Origin of the sequence: Acidihalobacter sp. (assembly GCF_037381185.1) — a bacterium.
In the GTDB taxonomy this organism is placed as follows: Bacteria; Pseudomonadota; Gammaproteobacteria; order DSM-5130; family Acidihalobacteraceae; genus Acidihalobacter_A.
This window is the reverse complement of sequence record NZ_JARRQY010000046.1, coordinates 1-16,880: the sequence shown is the minus strand read 5'-3', so window position 1 is coordinate 16,880 and position 16,880 is coordinate 1. Positions and strand designations below refer to the sequence as shown.

The following is a 16,880-nucleotide window of genomic DNA, read 5'->3' as shown; positions in this document are numbered from 1 at the left end:
GACGGCATCGCAGGAACAGCGAAGCCATCGTGCGCGATTATGCGCTCAATGGCCCTCGCGCTTCATCCTGCTCAGGCGGTCGGCCGCCAAGCGCGACGCCGTCGTGCCCGGATACTGACTGACCACGGCCTGCAGCGTCTTGCGCGCAGCGGCCCACTGCTGCAACTCGTACTGGCTGTAACCGATCTTGAGCATAGAGGCAGAAACCTTGTTGCTCTGCGGATAGTCGTTCACCACATTCTGGAACTGCACCAAGGCCTGCGAATACTGCTTCTCGACATACAGGGCCTCACCTGTCCAATACTCCGCATTCGCTACGTAAGGACTCTTCGGATATGCCTTCTCGAAGGCCTGGAAAGCAGAGATGGCCTCCTGGTAGTGACTGTTCTTGAGCAGATCGAACGCTTTCTGGTAAGCCGCCAGGTCCTGACCATTCGGGGTTGGAGCGACCGTCTGTTGCTGGCTGCCCGAGCTGCCGCCGGCCGGCGGATTCACGGAGGCCGGCGGAACCGAGGTGCCCGAAGCCGCAGGCGTGGCAGCCGCGGTGGCTGAATTGCCTGCAGTCGAAGTCGTGCCACCCGATGCCGCGGCCTCCAGGGCCTGCAAACGCTGGTCCGTGCTCATGTAGAGCTGGCGTTGGCGATTGCGCAGACTCTGGACCTCATGCGCGAGTTCCTGGTTCTGACCACGCAATTCACGAACCTGCTGCTGCAGATTACTGACCTGCTGATAGAGCTGGACGACCGCCTGGATATCGGTCGGCTGAGCGGCTGCGTCCACCTGCCCTGCCGTCTGATTGCCGCTTGGCTGGGCGTCAGCCGCCCAAACAGGTGAGACCGGCGCGAGCATACCCGCACACAATACCGCACACACCGCCACATGAGATAAACGCATAAGCCGCTCTATCCATCGATTCGTTGCGCTGCGATCCCTGAGGCCTTCCATGAACCGAACGCTGTTTGTGTGATCCCGGCCTCATCTGAGGCCGGGATCGTGCTCCATTCAACGCGTCCGCTTACTGCGCGTTGGGATATACGATATTCACCCGGCGGTTCTTGCTCCAGCAAGCCTCGTCGTGCTGCAGGCAGACCGGATTGTCTTCACCGTAGCTGATCACGCTGAGCTGCTGCGGGCCAACACCCTGCAGTTCCAGCAGCTTGGCCACGGCCTGCGCACGCCGCTCACCGAGCGCCATATTATAAGCACGCGAACCGCGCTCGTCGGTATTGCCTTCGAGCTTGATATGCAGATTCGGGTGCGCAGCCAGATACTTCGCATGGGCGCTGATCACCGACAGATACTGCTGTGCGATCTCGCTGCTATCGAACGCGAAGTAGACCGTGCGCTTGGACAGCGGACTATTCGGATTGTTGAGCTGGTCGGCCGTCAGGCCACCCTGGTTCTGCAGTGCGCTGGCCTGACCGGCCTGACCGGCCTGACTCTGACCAGTCGTGCTGGAAGCCACCCCTGCACCCGCGGCGCCGTTCTCGGCCCCCGTCGTCGGCTGCACCGTCTGCGCGGTGGGCGCACAGGCCGCCAGCAGCACGGCAAATGCCGCCGCAACAGCCACTCGATAAATCCGCATCATGTTGTATTCCCCTTTAGCACTATCGACGAAAAGACGAAGACTCACTGTCCTCGCTACTGGGCAGGCTGATCGCCGAATGGCGACCAGGCCGGTTGACTAACGTTCTCAGGGCCGCTCAAACGCTGGCGGACGCGCCCATCAACGCTGACCGCAGACAACACGCTCCTGCCCTGGTAATCGGTGCTGTAGATCACCATGCTGCCATTGGGCGCGAAGCTAGGCGACTCGTCCAACTGCCCCTTGGTCACGACCTGCATCTGCCCACTGTTGAGATTTAGCAGGGCGATACGAAACGCACCTTGATCACTGTGCACGAACGCGATCTTGCCGCCATCGGGCGACACCGCCGGCGCAGCATTGTAGTTGCCGTCGAAGGTCAAGCGCTGCGCCGAACCTCCATCCAGCGACTTGACGTACAACTGGGGCGATCCCCCTCGGTCGGACGTGAACACGATGGACTTGCCGTCCGGCATCCAGGCCGCACCGGTGTTGATCGAAGCGTCATGCGTGAACTGGGTCAGTTTCTTCGTCGCCAAATCCATGATGAAGATCTCGGCATCGCCGTGACGCGACAGCGTAAGGGCAAGCTTGCGTCCATCCGGTGAGAAGGCAGGCGCGCTATTCAGTCCGGGCCTGTTGGAGATCAACTCGCGCTTGGCGGTGGCCAGATTCTGCAGATAGACCTGCGGATGGCCGGCCTCGAAGGAGACGTACGCCAAGTACTTGCCGTCCGGCGACCAGGTGGGCATCGACAACGGCTTCGGCGAACTGTAGACCACATGCGGATTGTAGCCGTCGGCATCCGCCACCATGATACGGTAGCGCACTATACGCTCGTTCTTGACCTCGGTGCTGACATAGGCGATATGCGTATCGAAAGCGCCACGCTGACCGGTCAGCTTCTGATAGATGAGGTCGCTGATACGATGTGCCGCGCGGCGCAGCTGCACCTTGGTGGCGCGGATCGTATACCCCATCAGCTGCTGGCCCTGCAGGGTATCGAACAGCTGAAAGCGTACGCTGTACTGACCGGGCGAGGTCTCCTCGACGCCCCCGATGACGACATCGCTCACGCCGACCTGGCTCCAGGCGTTGAACTGAATATTTCCCGGCTGGGTGGGTCGCTGCGGCATCTTGGCCGGCGGCAGCGGCGCGAACAGGCCGCTACGCCGCAGATCGTTGGCGACGATCTCACCGACTTTCTGTGGCGGCTGCGGCGTCTGCCCATGCCAGGCAAAAGGCACGATGCCGATGGGTGTGGCGCCGATCGCTCCCTGGGTGATCGTGATATTCAGAGCAGCCTGTGCGGTGGCGGCAAACGCCGACAGCAGCAGGATGGCGAGTCGAACTAGGCGTCTCGGATTCATCATGGCTCGTTTGGCTTGAAGGTAAAGTTCAGGGTGGCCTGGAACACCTGCGGGTTAGGCGCCAGCGGCAGCGGCTCGGAACGCTTGACTGCCGTTTCGACCGAGCGCCGGAATAGCTCGTCCCCGGTACACTGCCCGATCTGCAAGCTGAGGATATACCCCCCCTGGTCCTGTTTCACGGTAACCTGGCAACTCTGGCCGGGTTGGTAACCGGGCGGTATCACCCAGTTACGCTGAATCGTAGCCTTCAACTGGCCGATCCAGCTGCTCTGCAACTGCCGGTTGCGCCGAGCCTGGATCGCCTGCTGCTGCTTCTGCAACGCCGCCGCTTCGGCGGCCATTTGCTGATCGAGCATTTTCTTTTCCGCAGCGGCCTGTTGCGCTTTGCGCTTGGCCTCGGCCGCCGCCTTCGCCTTGGCTGCCGCTTCGGCCTTGGCCTTGGCTTCAGCCGCCGCCTTCGCCTTGGCTGCCGCTTCGGCCTTGGCCTTGGCTTCGGCCGCCGCCTTCGCCTTGGCTGCCGCTTCGGCCTTGGCCTTGGCTTCGGCCGCCGCCTTAGCCTTGGCTGCTGCTTCGGCCTTGGCCTTGGCTTCGGCCGCCGCCTTAGCCTTGGCCAACTGTTCGGCCATGCGCTTGGCTTCGGCCTTGGCTTTGGCCGCCTGTTCAGCCTTGCGCTGGCTGCTCAAATCAATCAACTGCGCCTGTATCGGTTGTCCACTGACGGCAGGTGTCGGGGCACTTCCCAAATTCAGACCGATCCCAAACAGCACCAGCACGATCAGGTTGAGTATCACCGCCGCGGTCAATGCCCACGGATGACGGCGCAGTTCTTCCCACATATCAGCGCTTCTTGCCAGGCGGAGGCTCGGTGATCAATCCGACCTTTCCGGCACCGGCCTGCTGCAGAATGGTCATGGCTACAACGACCCGCCCGTAATCGACATGGCTGTCGCCCTTCACATAGACCGGCAATTTGGGATCTTGTTTCAATTCCTGACCGACAATGTGACGCAAAGCCGCGGTATCCAGCGCTTGTGTGGGAGGTGCGCCGCGATTGACGAAAAAGCGTCCCTGCGAATCGACGGTGACCGTCAGCGGCTCTTGTGCCTGAGTACTCTTGGGAATCGGTTTGGCCGCCGCCTTGGGGAGATCGACCTGGACACCCTGCTTGAGTATTGGTGCGGTTACCAGAAAGATAACCAACAGCACCAACATCACGTCGATGTAAGGCACAACGTTGATCTGCGCCATCGGGCGGCGTCGGTGCGAACGACGGGACACGCTCAGGCCTCCGCCTTCACAGCCGCCAGCTGGCGTTGCAACAGGGCGAGAAATTCGTCCTGGAAGTTGTCATAACGATTGATCAGGCGCTCTACCTCGTCGGCATAGCGATTGTACGCGACCACCGCAGGAATGGCCGCAAACAGCCCCATGGCGGTGGCGATCAGCGCTTCGGCGATACCCGGAGCGACCATGGCGAGCGAGGCTTGCTGCACGTTCCCCAGAGCCATGAAGGCATGCATGATGCCCCAGACGGTACCGAACAGCCCCACATACGGGCTGACCGAACCGACGGTTGCCAGAAACGACAGCCATTGCTCAAGCTTGTCTTCCTCGCGCGCCAATGCCACCCGCATGGAGCGCTGGGCGGTATCGATCAGCGAATGCGGTACGACATCCTGGCCGGGCTTGTGCAAACGCAGATATTCGCGGAAGCCGGCCGAGAAAATCGTTTCCAGGCCACCGCGAGGCGTCTTCGCCCGGATGCCCTCGTACAACTGCGACAAATTGCTTCCGGACCAGAAACGATCCTCGAACAGCGCGGCCTGCGCCCGCGCGGTGCGCAAGGTGCGCCACTTGATGAAGATCATGGCCCAGGACAGCACCGACGCGATCAGCAGAATGAGCATGACCAACTGCACAAGAACGCTGGCGTTGAGCACAAGATCGTAGAAAGACGGATCAACAGACACTATTTACGGCCTCCAAAAGCAGGCGCGGCATCGCCGCCGGCTTGAAAGTCTGAGCGTCAAGGCACGCGACCTTGATGCGGCCTTGCGCGAGCAACACACGCTTGTCGTCATCATCGCGCAGTACTTCCTGCGCGAACGCGATGCTGGCCCTACCTGCCCGAACCACACGCGATTCGACGACCAGTGCATCGTTGAAACGGGCGGGAGACAGGTAATCCACCTCGGCCGAACGCACCGCGAATACGAGGCGCTCCTCCTCCTTCAGGCGGTCCTGCTCGAATCCCAGGCCCCGCAGCCATTCGGTGCGGGCTCGCTCCATGAACTTCAGATAATTGGCGTAATACACCACACCGGCCATATCCGTGTCTTCGAAGTACACGCGAATCGGCCAGGCAAAGACACTCATCGACAATCCTTTCAGCACATCACCTGCTGTGGTGGACGAATCCCTGCTACTAGGTCAGGGCGCATATTCTGTCAAATTCGGCCAACAAGCGCAGGCCCTTTACAGTAATTTCACAATCTGGGCGCAACGGCCAAGCAGCCGACAGCGTCCGAAGGACGCCAGCGTACGTTGAATCCGCGGGAAGGAGCAGCGGCCGCCAAGCGGCGACCGCGGAGAATAAGAAGCCGGCCATTGACGCTGCAACCACCCGAGGGAAAGATAGGGCTGCAGCGCCGTGGCCGGAACGGAGCGACCGGTAGGCCCCACCGCAACAGCTGCGGCGGAGAAATATCAATTGCCCGTGCTGCTCGTCGTGTCGGGCACCTGCGTCGTAGGTGCCGGCACCGCCGTCGCCGGAGCCGGTACAGTCGTCCCGGCTGACGGGGTCTTGGACTGGTTGTCGGATTTTCCGCAACCGGCGAGCAGCGCCATGCCGATCAATGCCACGGGGGCGATAACGTTGATTTTCATTACAAGCCCTGTTTCGGTTTCGATTCCTGCCGCACATCCGGACCAAGTGGCCGACGACGGCGCCGAATATTCCGAAGCGTCTCGTGACGCTTACATGGGCACCAACGAATCAAACTCCATGCCAAAAATCACAGGCTTTTGCAATCAGGCACTTACATCATGCCTGCCCGCACAGCCCCTAAAAACCTGTCGCCAAATGACGACAAGAACTGGAAGATAAAACTTAATTTATTGATTTTATTATATTTTATAGCGTCTCATACAGGAGACGCAAAAACCAGCCCAATTCGGAAAACAACTAAATTCATCCCGCGGACAAAGCGTACACGATGAGGAACGCGGTGTGCGAGCTTCGGCACGACGAGACCGTCGGCGCCATGCTCACAAGCGCGCAAAAGACTCCGCCTGCCGGCTATGGCGCTCTCAGGGTTTCGACACGGTTCCGAATCAATACGCGGCCCGCAGCCAATGGCCGACTCTACTGAGAGCATTGTCGAAGGCAGCGCAGGATCTCTCAGCGGCGACGCTTGAACAGCGCAGGGTCTATATGGTGTCTGTTCAGCAGCTTGTAGAATTCGGTCCGGTTCCGCTTGGCCAGGCGAGCCGCGGCGGTAACGTTGCCCTCGGTCAGCATGAGAATACGCGAGATGTATTCGCGCTCGGCATGCTCGCGCGTCTCGACCAGCGACGGCAGTTCGGTAGGTGCTTCGTTCAGTGCCCGTTCGACCTGACCGGCGGAAATCAGCGGCGTGGTCGACAACACCACAGTACGCTCGACTACGTTGTAGAGCTGGCGCACGTTGCCGGGCCAGTCGTAGGCGATCAACCGCGCCATCGCGTCCGGGGAAAAACCTTTCACCTCGGGCATGGACTCACGCTCGACCAATCCCAGGAAATGACGTGCGAGCAGCGGGATATCCTCACGCCGCTCGGCCAGGGTTGGCAGAGTCAGTGTCACCACATTGAGACGGTAGTACAAATCCTCGCGGAAACGGCCCTCGGAGGCCGCAGTGTCCAGGTCGCGGTGGGTGGCGGAAACGATGCGCACGTCCACCTCAACCGATTCGACGCCACCGACGGGCCGCACCTCCCGCTCCTGCAGTACGCGCAATAGCTTGGCCTGCGTGGTCAGCGGCATGTCTCCGACCTCGTCCAGAAGCAGCATCCCGCCGTCGGCGGCCTGGAACAACCCCTGATGGTCGTGCGTGGCGCCGGTAAACGCACCCTTTCGATGTCCGAACAGCTCGGACTCGATCAGCGTATCCGGAATGGCGCTGCAGTTGACCGCGACAAAGGCTTGCTCGCGCCGTCGGCTGGCCCGATGGATGGCATGCGCCAGCAGTTCCTTGCCCGTACCGCTCTCGCCGCGGATCAGCACGTTCGCATCCGAACGTGCCGCCAGTCGTGCCTCGGCCAACACCGCCTCCATCGCGGGGCTGCGCGTGATGATCCCCTCGCGCCAGGCCTCCTCGCTGTCAGCATCGCTCGAGACACCGCCGCCCAGACTCAACGCCGCCTCGATCTGCGCCTGCATCTCCTTGTGATTGAACGGCTTGGTCAGATAGCCGAACACACCGCGCCGCGTGGCCTCGACGGCGTCGGGAATGCTGCCGTGCGCGGTCAGAATAATGACCGGCAGAGTCGGCCAAGTATGGGCAATGGCGTCGAACAACGCCAGACCGTCCATCCCTTCCATCCGCAGATCGCTGATCACCACGTGCGGACGGAATACCGGGATCTTGGCCAGGGCCTCAGCGCCGCTGCCTGCGGTTTCGACATCGAAACCGGCCACATTGAGGCGTAGCGAGACGACGTGCAGCAGATCCTGCTCGTCGTCAACGAGGAGCAGTCTTGCCCTGGCTTTGGTCTTGGAATTCACGATCTTTCACCTGGTTGATCTGTTGTTCTATGCGTGTCAGCGCTTTGAGCTTGGCTTCCAGCGAGCTTATCTTGTCCTGCGCCCGGACGAAGGCTCCATGCTCCGCGGCCTGACGGCCTGCTACGGCCCGCAGATAAGCGGCCAGCGGAGAATCCGGCAATCGCTTCAACAAACCCAGCACGTCGTCCGGCTGCAGGCAGCCGGGCACTGCGACACCCAGCGCCGCCAGAGTCAAACGCACATCGTCGCTGTTCTTGTCCTGCAACCGCGTCTGTGCCTCCGCACAGACGACCTGCCGCCGTGCGGGCGCCATCGCCGCAACCTGCGAGGCCTGACGCAGTACCGGGTTTTCCGAACCGACCGTGGATGCAGCCGTACTCGGCCCACGCAAGTTGGCACACCCCGCCAAGCAAAACATAGCCACGCCAACTGCAGTCCAGCGCCTCACGCGTCCATCCCTCTCATATCTGCAGGAAGCTCGACTTTGAACACAGCGCCCTCACCTTCGCCTCCCTCGACCAGGCGCACCGTGCCGCGGTGCGCCTCGACATATTCCTTGACGATCGCCAGACCGATTCCCGAGCCGCTACCCGCTCCACCAGGCGGCGGCGAACCACGGTAGAACGCCTCGAACAACCTCTCGCGATCGGCCACCTCCACACCGGGCCCCTGATCGGCGACGCGCAGCACCGCTTTGCGCGCATCGGCACGCACATCGAAATACAGCATCGAACCGCGCGGTGCGTACTTGATCGCATTCGACAGCAGATTGTCGATCACCTGACGCAATTTCGTCTCGTCTCCCCACAGATGCGCCGGATCCAGCGAACGCATAACCTTGAGATCGCGGCCCTCTAGCGCTGGTCGATGCTCGGCCAGCGAGGCCTGTACCAGCTTGGACAGATCCAGCGCCTTCAGACCCAAGCTGGCGAACTGTCCCTGCAGGCGGTTGTACTGAATCAACTGGTCGATACGCTCCTGTAGCTGATCCGCGCTGGCGTGCAGGATACGCACCAGTCCGGTCTGTTCCGCATTGAGCGACCCTACCACCTGATCCTGCAGCAGTTCCACGCTCTCGAGCAGTGTCGTCAACGGCGTCTTCAGATCGTGCGACATATCCCGCAGAAAACGTTGCTTGCCCGCCTCCAGCTCCAGCAGGCGCCGCCGCGTCCAATCCAGGCGCTCGCCCAGGTACTCCAGGTCGCGCGGCCCGCGTACGCTGACCGCCTTCTCGAAGTCGCCATCGCCGAGCCGGTGAATGGCGCGATCGATCTGCCGCATCGGACGCAGAATCAGGCGACTCAGGCCGAGCGCAAGAATCACGCTCACCACCACCAACGCCAGCGCGCCCCAGAGCAGGAACTGCTGCAGGCGCCGCGCATCGGTGCGCAAAGCCTCCACCCGCTGCGCGACGGCATGGCTACTGTCGGTCCACAACGCGCGAGCCTGCCCGCTCAGATCGGCGAAGCTCTGACCCACCGTGTCCGGCAACTGACCGTCCGGAGCTGCGACGACACTCTTGACCAAATCCGCTTCACCCTGCCCCAGACGACGTATCCGCGTCGCCAGCGACGGAGAGACGTGCAAGGATTCCAGGCGCTGAAGCGTGTGGTTGAACTGTTCATGGCTGGCGCTGAACACCTGCATCAGGCCGGGATCGGCAACCACCTGGTACTGGCGGGCGCTGCGCTCCATGGTTACCAGTTCCTCCATCAGAATGAGGCTGCCCTGGGTCAGCTGCACGGCCTGGTACACCGTGTCCTCGCTCTGGCTGGAGAGGCGGTTGACGGCATAGGCCGAGGCCACCACCACGACGATCAGCGGCAGCGCCACCAGCGTGAAACTCAGCGTTACGAGACCGGCCAGTGAACGGGGTGACCACGGCTTGCTGCTCTTCTCGGTCGACGACGGCAGACTGCGCGGCATCTCAGAGCGCTCCACGGCGTCGGGCATGCCTCATGCCCCTCCTCCGTCCGTCCCGCCGAACAGATCACCCGCAGGCGCCGCCCCCCTGGGCGGCTTGAGGTCGAAATGCTCCCATGCGCGGCGCCCGGCGATGCGTCCACGCGCGGTGCGCATGAGGAAGCCCTGCTGGATGAGATAGGGCTCGATGACGTCCTCTATGGTGCCGCGTTCCTCTCCGATCGACGCCGCCAGGTTGTCCACACCGACCGGGCCTCCATCGAAATGCTCCATGATCGTGAGCAGCATGCGCCGGTCCATGCCATCCAGACCGAAGCGGTCGACGTTAAGCAGGTCCAGCGCACGGTCGGCGACCTCCGCCGTGATGTCCTGCCGCGCCTTGACCTGCGCGTAGTCGCGCACGCGCCGCAACAGGCGATTGGCGATGCGCGGCGTCCCGCGCGCGCGCCGCGCGATTTCATCGGCCCCGTTCGGATCGATCTCAACTCCGAGGATACCCGCCGCACGCGACACGATATGTGCCAGATCCTTCGTGCTGTAGAACTCCAAGCGCTGCACGATGCCGAAACGGTCGCGCAGCGGCGAAGTCAGCAGACCCGCTCGCGTGGTCGCCCCGACCAGCGTGAACGGCGGCAGGTCGAGCTTGATCGAACGCGCCGCGGGACCCTCGCCAATGACGATGTCGAGCTGGAAATCCTCCATCGCCGGGTACAGAACCTCCTCCACCACCGGGCTGAGCCGATGGATCTCGTCGACGAACAGCACGTCGCGCGGCTCGAGGTTGGTGAGCAGCGCGGCCAGATCGCCGGGGCGTTCCAGCACCGGACCGGAGGTATGCCGCAGATTGACGCCCAGTTCGTTGGCGATGATATGCGACAGCGTGGTCTTACCCAGGCCGGGCGGGCCGAAGATCAGCGTATGGTCCAACGCCTCGCCGCGTTCGCGCGCGGCATGGATGAAGATCTCCATCTGCTCGCGCACCGCCGGCTGGCCGACATAGTCGCCCAGGCGGCGCGGGCGGATTCCGGCCTCCTGCGAGGCCTCCTCGACACTTTCGCGTCCGTTCAACAGCGGCCTTTCGATCATCGCACCACCGCCTTGAGCGCCTGGCGGATGATATCTTCGGTGCCCATGTTGTCGGTCATCGCGGCAGCGACCATGCGGCTCGCTTCCTGCGGCTTGTAACCCAGCGAGATCAGCGCGTTGACCGCCTCGTCCTCGGCTGCGCCCGGTGCTGCAGCGGACACCCCCGCCGCAGGAGCCGCCGCCGGCGCCGCACCGGCCTCCAGCGCGCCGAGACGATCGCGCATCTCGATGATCAGGCGTTCGGCCGTCTTCTTGCCGATACCCGGCAGGCGCGTCAGCCGCGCCGCGTCGGCCGCCAGCACACAACCGGAAAACGTCGCCGCATCCATACCCGACAGGATGGCCAGCGCCACCTTCGCACCAACCCCGTTCACCTTGAGCAACTCGCGGAACAGGCCGCGTTCGGCCTCGGCCGCAAAGCCGAACAGGCTGTGTGCGTCTTCGCGCACCTGCAGATGGGTATGCAGGACGACTTCCGCGCCTACCTCAGGCAGCGCGTAAAAGGTCGACATCGGGGCTTCCACCTCGTAGCCCACGCCGCCCACCTCGAGCAGCAGGTACGGTGGGCGCTTGACCAACAACTGTCCGCGCAGGCGCCCGATCATCGCGCCTCCCGCCGCAACACGCTGCGGGTACTGTCGGTATGCGCATGGCACAGCGCGACCGCCAGCGCATCCGCCGCGTCGCTGGCCGGCGACTTGGCCAGCCCGAGAAGCATCCGCATCATATGCTGCACCTGCCCCTTGTCCGCTGCTCCGCTGCCGACCACGGCCAGTTTGACCGCTCGCGGCGTGTATTCGAAAACTTCCAGGCCGGCCTGCACGCAGGCCGTGATCGCGGCACCGCGCGCGTGGCCCAGCGTCAGCGCCGACGACGCGTTCTTGGCCACGAACACCTGCTCCACCGCCAACACCTCGGGATCGTATTCGGCCACCAGCGCCGCGACCTCGGAAAAGATGCGCCCCAGCCGCGGCGGCAACTCGCCCGTCCCCAGCCGGATACAGCCGCTGGCGATATGGCGGCTGCTGCGTCCGTCACTGTCGATCACGCCATAGCCGGTGACGCGCGACCCAGGGTCGATGCCGAGAATACGCATTGGAGTCGCGCTGGCGAGGCCGGGCCTAGCCGGCCGCCATCTGTTCCAGCAGCTCGTCCGGGAACTCGGCGTTGGAGTAGACTTCCTGCACGTCGTCCAGGTCTTCCAGCGCATCGAGCATGCGAATCAGCTTCTCGGCCGTCTCCACGTCCAGTGGCGTGCCGTTGCTGGCGCGCTGGGTCACCTCGGCCGACTCGGGCTCCAGCCCGTTGGCCTGCATCGCATCGCGTACCGTTTCAAAGTCCTCGGGGGTGGTAAGCACCTCCACCGAACCGTCGTCGGACGCCACCACGTCGTCCGCGCCCGCCTCCAGCGCGGCCTCCATGACGCGGTCTTCATCCACACCGGACGGATAGCTCAACACGCCGGTATTGCTAAACATGAACGCGACCGAGCCATCGGTGCCGAGATTGCCGCCGGCCTTGGTGAAGGCATGGCGCACCTCGGCCACGGTGCGGTTGCGGTTGTCGGTCATGCAATCGACCATCACCGCCACGCCGCCGGGGCCATAGCCCTCGTAGCGCACTTCCTCGTAGTTCTCGCCGCCCAGCTCACCGGTGCCGCGCTTGATCGCGCGCTCGACGGTGTCCTTGGGCATGTTCGCGCCCAGCGCCTTGTCCACGGCCAGACGCAGGCGCGGGTTGGTCGCGGGATCACCGCCACCGCCCATGCGCGCGGAAACCGTGATTTCGCGGATCAGCTTGGTGAACAGTTTGCCGCGCTTTTTATCCTGGGCCCCTTTGCGGTGCTGGATATTGGCCCATTTGCTATGCCCTGCCATGCGAATCCCTCTAGATCGTCCAATCGCGCGATTTTATCATCCCCGGCCGTCGAAGGTGCCTCCGCGCAAAAAGCGGCACGCCGCCTCGGCGACCGGGCGGGAATAAAGCATGCCGAAGTGGCCATGTGGCACGCTCAGATGTTCGCCGACCCAAACCGCCCGTGTCTCCTGCACGCTCACGGTGCCGTCGTGCGGCGACGCCAGCGGGGCGCCGAACAAGGTTCCCATCCCGAGGCCGCCGCGCGTACCGGCCACCATGCCCAACTCACGCGCTCCCTGCCAGCCCGGCGCACCGCCCAACAGGCCGCGCTCCAGGCTGCGCCCCAGCAGCGCACGACGCAACAGAGGCCAGTTCGCCACATGCCGTGCCGCCGTACTGCCGATCAGCGGCGTACCCAGCATGAGCACCCGCCCCGGCCGCTGCAGCGGCGCCTGTTCGAACAGATGCAGCAGCACCAGCCCCCCCAGGCTGTGCGCCACGAAATGCACGACATCGGCATCGAGTCCGTCCACGAACCGCGCCAAATGCCGCGCATTCTCTGCCGGACTGCGCCACAGGCTACGGTAGTGGAACGGCCTGACCGTATAGCCGCAATCGCGCAGCCGACGGCGCAGCGCAGCCATTTCCAAGCCGGTCATCCACAGCCCGTGCAGGGTGACGACGACTTCACGCACCGTTCCAACTCCTTAATCAGATATCCAGCGCAGGATGGCTTCGCGGTTGCTCCACGAACCGACCCGCCTTGCGGCGAGCGCCCGCGGCAACCAGCAGACCGCGGCATGTTCGGACGGGTTCGCTCTGACCTCGATCCGGGCGGGCAGGATCAGACGGAACACGTGCTCGAGATTGTGCGTCGCATCCGGCGCATAACGGAAGCGCCAGGGCGGCACGATGGGGAAACGCTGCGTCTCGCCGCAATCCTCCGGCACCGCATCGAGCCCGGTCTCCTCGCGCAGTTCACGCGCGGCAGCAGTGGCAGCGGATTCCCCCCACTCCAGGCTACCGGTCACCGACTGCCAGAAGCCACCCGGCGCCCGACGCTCCAGCAGCAACACCTCGCCGCCCTGCGTGGCGACCACCACCAGCACCGATTCCGGGCGCTTCCAGGTGGTCACCATCGAGGTGAACCCTTATTCCTGACGGCGGATGCGCAAATTCAGTTCGCGCAGCTGGCGTTCGCTGACCGGTGCCGGCGCATTGGTCAACGGACAGGCCGCGGTCTGCGTCTTGGGGAAGGCCATGACGTCGCGAATCGAGGCGCTGCCGGTCATCAGCATGACCAGGCGATCGAGGCCGAAGGCGATGCCGGCATGCGGCGGACAGCCGTACTTGAGCGCTTCGAGCAGGAAGCCGAACTTCTCCTGCGCTTCCTCGGCCTCGATGCCGAGCAGCTCGAACACCGCCGACTGCATCTCCGGCTGATGGATACGCACCGAACCACCGCCGACCTCGCTGCCGTTGAGCACCATGTCGTAGGCCCGCGACAGCAGCTCGCCCGGCTCGCTGCCAAACTTCTCGGGGCTGTCCACGCAGGGCGCGGTGAACGGATGGTGCAGCGAAACCCAGCGCTTTTCCTTGTCGTCGTACTCGAACATCGGGAAATCGACGACCCACAGCGGGCGCCAGCCGCGTTCTACCAGTCCCCGGTCGTGGCCGAGCTTGACGCGCAGCGCGCCGAGCGCGTCGTTGACGATGCGCGCCTTGTCGGCTCCGAAGAACAGCAGATCGCCGGTTTCGGCACCGCTGCGGTCGAGCAGATCGACGATCACCGTATCCGGCAGGAACTTGAGGATCGGCGACTGCAGACCCTCGCGGCCGGCATGGATGTCGTTGATCTTGATGTAGGCCAGGCCCTTAGCCCCGTAGCGGCCAACGAAGGTGGTGTAGTCGTCGATCTCCTTGCGCGACAGCTCGCCGCCGGCCGGCAGGCGCAGCACGACCACACGCCCATCGGGATCCTTGGCCGGGCCGGAGAACACCTTGAACTCGACCTCGCCCATCAGATCGGTAACGTCGACGAACTCCAGCGGAATGCGCATATCCGGCTTGTCGGAACCGAAACGATGCATCGCGTCGGCATAGCTCATGCGTGGGAACGGATTCGGCAGCGCGACTTCCAGCACGCGCGCGAACAGCTCGCGGATCATGCCCTCGGCGACCTGCATGACGCCGTCCTCGTCCAGGAACGAGGTTTCCATGTCGAGCTGCGTGAATTCGGGCTGGCGATCGGCGCGCAGATCCTCGTCGCGGAAGCATTTGACGATCTGGTAGTAACGGTCCATGCCGCTCATCATCAGCAACTGCTTGAACAGCTGCGGAGACTGCGGCAGGGCGAAGAAGCTGCCGGGATGGGTACGGCTGGGCACGAGGTAGTCACGCGCGCCTTCGGGCGTAGCCTTGGTCAGCATCGGGGTCTCGATGTCGAGGAAACCATGTTCATCGAGGAAGCCGCGCAGTTCGCGGGTGATCTGGGCGCGCAACTGCAGGCGGCGCTGCATCTCCGGACGGCGCAGGTCGACGTAGCGATAGCGCAGGCGGGTCTCCTCGCCCACCTCGCCCTCGTCAAGCTGGAACGGCGGCGTCTCGGCCGCATTGAGAATCTCCAGCTCCTGACCGAGCACCTCGACCTGACCGGTCGGCAGCTCAGAATTTTCGGTACCCTCGGGACGGCGGCGCACACGGCCGCGCACGCGCAGCACGTATTCGTTGCGCACGCGCTCGGCGGTCATGAAGATCTCGGGCAGATCCGGATCGAACACCACCTGGGCAACGCCCTCGCGGTCGCGCAGGTCGATAAAGATGACCCCACCGTGATCGCGGCGGCGGTTGACCCAGCCGCAGAGCGTCACTTCCTGGTCGATCAGGGCTTCGTCGATGGCCCCGCAATAATGGCTACGCATACTCACAATCAACCGTTCCCGTCGGTCTGTGCGCCGCGTTGGCGACCTGCCGCGCGTGGCACACACGGCGGCCCCCACCCCGGAGCATTCGGTTAAAACAAAAAACGCCGCAGGCTGCGGCGCAAGACTCGGCAATGTTACGGCCTGCCCCGCAGCGGCGCAAGCAGTGTCCCGCAGCGCCCGCGCCTCCCACTCAGCGCCCCGGCATGAAGATTTCATACTCCAGCCGCCCCATGCGAAACGACAACAGCCACAGGCCGACAAACGTCGTCAGCAGCACCGCTCCAGCAAAGCCGAAACCGTAGAACGCCGGCCCCAGGCGTAGCGTCAGCACCGTCAGCACCGTCAGCACCGTCAGCACCGTCAGCACCACGTTGCTCGCGGCGAACAAGGCTGTCAATGCCATGGCGCTACGCAACATATCCAGATAGAACAACACGTTGAGAATGGCCAGCAGCAGCACCTGCATACCCACCGCGGCAACGTCGATCTGGAACAGATAAAAGTACAGCTGCGAGATACCCAGCGCCTCCAGCAGCCGCGGACCGACCACGAACAGCGCCACCACGGTCAGCCCCTGAACCTTGAAGATGTCGTACAGGCCCTGGCGCACCGACAACAACACCATCGCATCCTTGAACTGGCACACGTGCTGGAGCGTATCGCCCTCGCGCACGGCGTTGTAGTAATTGCCGTAGGCCTCGACGAAATCCGTTTCGATGCGCACCAGGAACACGGCCATGCCGGGAATGATGGACAGATAGGCCAGGAAGATCGGCAAATCGTAGATCAGCGAGGCGCGCAGCGGCCCGACCACGGCATTCGAGGTGACCGGGTACATCCAGAAGATGAACTTGTCCGCCCAGATGGCGAAGTTATAGAAAAACCCGGTGGCCGCGAGGCTCAGATAAATCTTGCTGCGGTCGAGGAATTCGAACGCCAGCAGTTGGCGCCCCGGATAGTAGTGCACCACCAGCGCCAGCAGCAACACCTACCCGATCACGAAACCGCTCAGCAGGCCATGCAGGCCGTAGGGGCGCAAAAGCAGCGCCATGGCCACGGTGATGCTGTAGCCGGAGAAGAACGCCGCGACGATGCGCCGGTACTCCTTCATCCCCGAGAGGAACACCACCACCAGCCACACGCCGCACTGCACGGCGAAGCCGCAGAGCATCAGCAGGCGGTAGACGAAGTCCGTAGCGCCGAACAGCGTCGTCAGCACCAGCGTGCCCAGCGCACTGCACACGATCAGCGTTAGCAGGCCGTTGAAAATTTCCCCGATTTAGCGGCTATCGTGTTGATCAGGGTCCATTGGCGAGGTGCCCCTTCGAATCTGGGGCCTGATTTTTCCCGAAAACAGCCCAAATCCCGAT

18 protein-coding genes and 1 pseudogene are annotated in these 16,880 nt (G+C 63.4%); all 19 read right to left on the bottom strand.

Annotated features, from left to right (window positions below):
- Positions 1-45: 45 nt before the first annotated feature.
- Complete coding sequence (ybgF, locus tag P8014_RS15145) at positions 46-894, bottom strand: tol-pal system protein YbgF (protein WP_337818167.1); 849 nt, start codon at positions 892-894, stop codon at positions 46-48.
- A gap of 121 nt (positions 895-1,015) precedes the next feature.
- The gene (pal, locus tag P8014_RS15140; RefSeq protein WP_337818166.1) at positions 1,016-1,588 is read right to left on the bottom strand and encodes a peptidoglycan-associated lipoprotein Pal; all 573 of its coding nucleotides are present in this window, start codon (positions 1,586-1,588) and stop codon (positions 1,016-1,018) included.
- A gap of 53 nt (positions 1,589-1,641) precedes the next feature.
- On the bottom strand, positions 1,642-2,958 hold the full coding sequence (gene tolB, locus P8014_RS15135; RefSeq protein WP_337818165.1) for a Tol-Pal system beta propeller repeat protein TolB: 1,317 nt from the start codon (positions 2,956-2,958) through the stop codon (positions 1,642-1,644).
- Positions 2,955-3,791, bottom strand: coding sequence for a cell envelope integrity protein TolA (gene tolA / locus P8014_RS15130; RefSeq protein ID WP_337818164.1), 837 nt, complete (start codon positions 3,789-3,791; stop codon positions 2,955-2,957). The genes tolB and tolA overlap by 4 nt, the downstream gene beginning before the upstream one ends.
- Position 3,792: 1 nt before the next feature.
- A complete protein-coding gene (gene tolR / locus P8014_RS15125; protein ID WP_337818201.1) occupies positions 3,793-4,239 on the bottom strand; it encodes a protein TolR in 447 nt (148 codons plus the stop codon).
- Positions 4,236-4,925 carry a protein TolQ gene (gene tolQ / locus P8014_RS15120; RefSeq protein ID WP_337818163.1) on the bottom strand — a complete coding sequence of 230 codons (690 nt, stop codon included), beginning with the start codon at positions 4,923-4,925 and terminating at the stop codon, positions 4,236-4,238. Before tolQ ends, tolR begins: the two co-directional genes overlap by 4 nt.
- Complete coding sequence (gene ybgC / locus P8014_RS15115; protein WP_337818162.1) at positions 4,915-5,331, bottom strand: tol-pal system-associated acyl-CoA thioesterase; 417 nt, start codon at positions 5,329-5,331, stop codon at positions 4,915-4,917. The genes tolQ and ybgC overlap by 11 nt, the downstream gene beginning before the upstream one ends.
- A 330-nt stretch (positions 5,332-5,661) precedes the next feature.
- On the bottom strand, positions 5,662-5,841 hold the full coding sequence (locus P8014_RS15110) for a hypothetical protein (RefSeq protein ID WP_337818161.1): 180 nt from the start codon (positions 5,839-5,841) through the stop codon (positions 5,662-5,664).
- A gap of 514 nt (positions 5,842-6,355) precedes the next feature.
- Entirely contained in the window at positions 6,356-7,720 is a 1,365-nt protein-coding gene (locus tag P8014_RS15105; protein WP_337818160.1) for a sigma 54-interacting transcriptional regulator, read from the bottom strand.
- The gene (locus tag P8014_RS15100) at positions 7,677-7,985 is read right to left on the bottom strand and encodes a hypothetical protein (RefSeq protein WP_337818159.1); all 309 of its coding nucleotides are present in this window, start codon (positions 7,983-7,985) and stop codon (positions 7,677-7,679) included. Before P8014_RS15100 ends, P8014_RS15105 begins: the two co-directional genes overlap by 44 nt.
- A 179-nt stretch (positions 7,986-8,164) precedes the next feature.
- On the bottom strand, positions 8,165-9,673 hold the full coding sequence (locus tag P8014_RS15095; protein ID WP_337818158.1) for an ATP-binding protein: 1,509 nt from the start codon (positions 9,671-9,673) through the stop codon (positions 8,165-8,167).
- Between the two features lie 3 nt (positions 9,674-9,676).
- Positions 9,677-10,729 (bottom strand): Holliday junction branch migration DNA helicase RuvB, encoded by a 1,053-nt coding sequence (gene ruvB, locus P8014_RS15090; RefSeq protein ID WP_337818157.1) that lies wholly within the window; start codon positions 10,727-10,729, stop codon positions 9,677-9,679.
- Entirely contained in the window at positions 10,726-11,334 is a 609-nt protein-coding gene (gene ruvA, locus P8014_RS15085) for a Holliday junction branch migration protein RuvA (protein ID WP_337818156.1), read from the bottom strand. Before ruvA ends, ruvB begins: the two co-directional genes overlap by 4 nt.
- Positions 11,331-11,825: a crossover junction endodeoxyribonuclease RuvC gene (gene ruvC / locus P8014_RS15080; protein ID WP_337818155.1), complete on the bottom strand. Its 495-nt coding sequence runs from the start codon at positions 11,823-11,825 to the stop codon at positions 11,331-11,333. The genes ruvA and ruvC overlap by 4 nt, the downstream gene beginning before the upstream one ends.
- A gap of 25 nt (positions 11,826-11,850) precedes the next feature.
- Positions 11,851-12,606: a YebC/PmpR family DNA-binding transcriptional regulator gene (locus tag P8014_RS15075; RefSeq protein ID WP_337818154.1), complete on the bottom strand. Its 756-nt coding sequence runs from the start codon at positions 12,604-12,606 to the stop codon at positions 11,851-11,853.
- A gap of 36 nt (positions 12,607-12,642) precedes the next feature.
- On the bottom strand, positions 12,643-13,281 hold the full coding sequence (locus tag P8014_RS15070; RefSeq protein WP_337818153.1) for an alpha/beta hydrolase: 639 nt from the start codon (positions 13,279-13,281) through the stop codon (positions 12,643-12,645).
- Between the two features lie 12 nt (positions 13,282-13,293).
- On the bottom strand, positions 13,294-13,725 hold the full coding sequence (nudB, locus tag P8014_RS15065; RefSeq protein ID WP_337818152.1) for a dihydroneopterin triphosphate diphosphatase: 432 nt from the start codon (positions 13,723-13,725) through the stop codon (positions 13,294-13,296).
- Between the two features lie 12 nt (positions 13,726-13,737).
- Positions 13,738-15,507, bottom strand: a complete 1,770-nt coding sequence (gene aspS, locus P8014_RS15060; protein ID WP_337818151.1) for an aspartate--tRNA ligase — start codon at positions 15,505-15,507, stop codon at positions 13,738-13,740.
- Positions 15,508-15,700: 193 nt separating this feature from the next.
- A pseudogene (pelG, locus tag P8014_RS15055) lies at positions 15,701-16,780 on the bottom strand (exopolysaccharide Pel transporter PelG).
- Positions 16,781-16,880 lie beyond the last annotated feature (100 nt).

Coding starts and splice junctions, on each gene's coding strand:
- ruvA (WP_337818156.1), bottom strand. CDS start 11,334: ATGATCGGGCGCCTGCGCGGACAGTTGTTGGTCAAGCGCCCACCGTAC.
- tolB (WP_337818165.1), bottom strand. CDS start 2,958: ATGATGAATCCGAGACGCCTAGTTCGACTCGCCATCCTGCTGCTGTCG.
- ruvC (WP_337818155.1), bottom strand. CDS start 11,825: ATGCGTATTCTCGGCATCGACCCTGGGTCGCGCGTCACCGGCTATGGC.
- ruvB (WP_337818157.1), bottom strand. CDS start 10,729: ATGATCGAAAGGCCGCTGTTGAACGGACGCGAAAGTGTCGAGGAGGCC.
- ybgC (WP_337818162.1), bottom strand. CDS start 5,331: ATGAGTGTCTTTGCCTGGCCGATTCGCGTGTACTTCGAAGACACGGAT.
- pal (WP_337818166.1), bottom strand. CDS start 1,588: ATGATGCGGATTTATCGAGTGGCTGTTGCGGCGGCATTTGCCGTGCTG.
- P8014_RS15095 (WP_337818158.1), bottom strand. CDS start 9,673: ATGCCCGACGCCGTGGAGCGCTCTGAGATGCCGCGCAGTCTGCCGTCG.
- P8014_RS15075 (WP_337818154.1), bottom strand. CDS start 12,606: ATGGCAGGGCATAGCAAATGGGCCAATATCCAGCACCGCAAAGGGGCC.
- tolA (WP_337818164.1), bottom strand. CDS start 3,791: ATGTGGGAAGAACTGCGCCGTCATCCGTGGGCATTGACCGCGGCGGTG.
- ybgF (WP_337818167.1), bottom strand. CDS start 894: ATGCGTTTATCTCATGTGGCGGTGTGTGCGGTATTGTGTGCGGGTATG.
- P8014_RS15110 (WP_337818161.1), bottom strand. CDS start 5,841: ATGAAAATCAACGTTATCGCCCCCGTGGCATTGATCGGCATGGCGCTG.
- aspS (WP_337818151.1), bottom strand. CDS start 15,507: ATGCGTAGCCATTATTGCGGGGCCATCGACGAAGCCCTGATCGACCAG.
- nudB (WP_337818152.1), bottom strand. CDS start 13,725: ATGGTGACCACCTGGAAGCGCCCGGAATCGGTGCTGGTGGTGGTCGCC.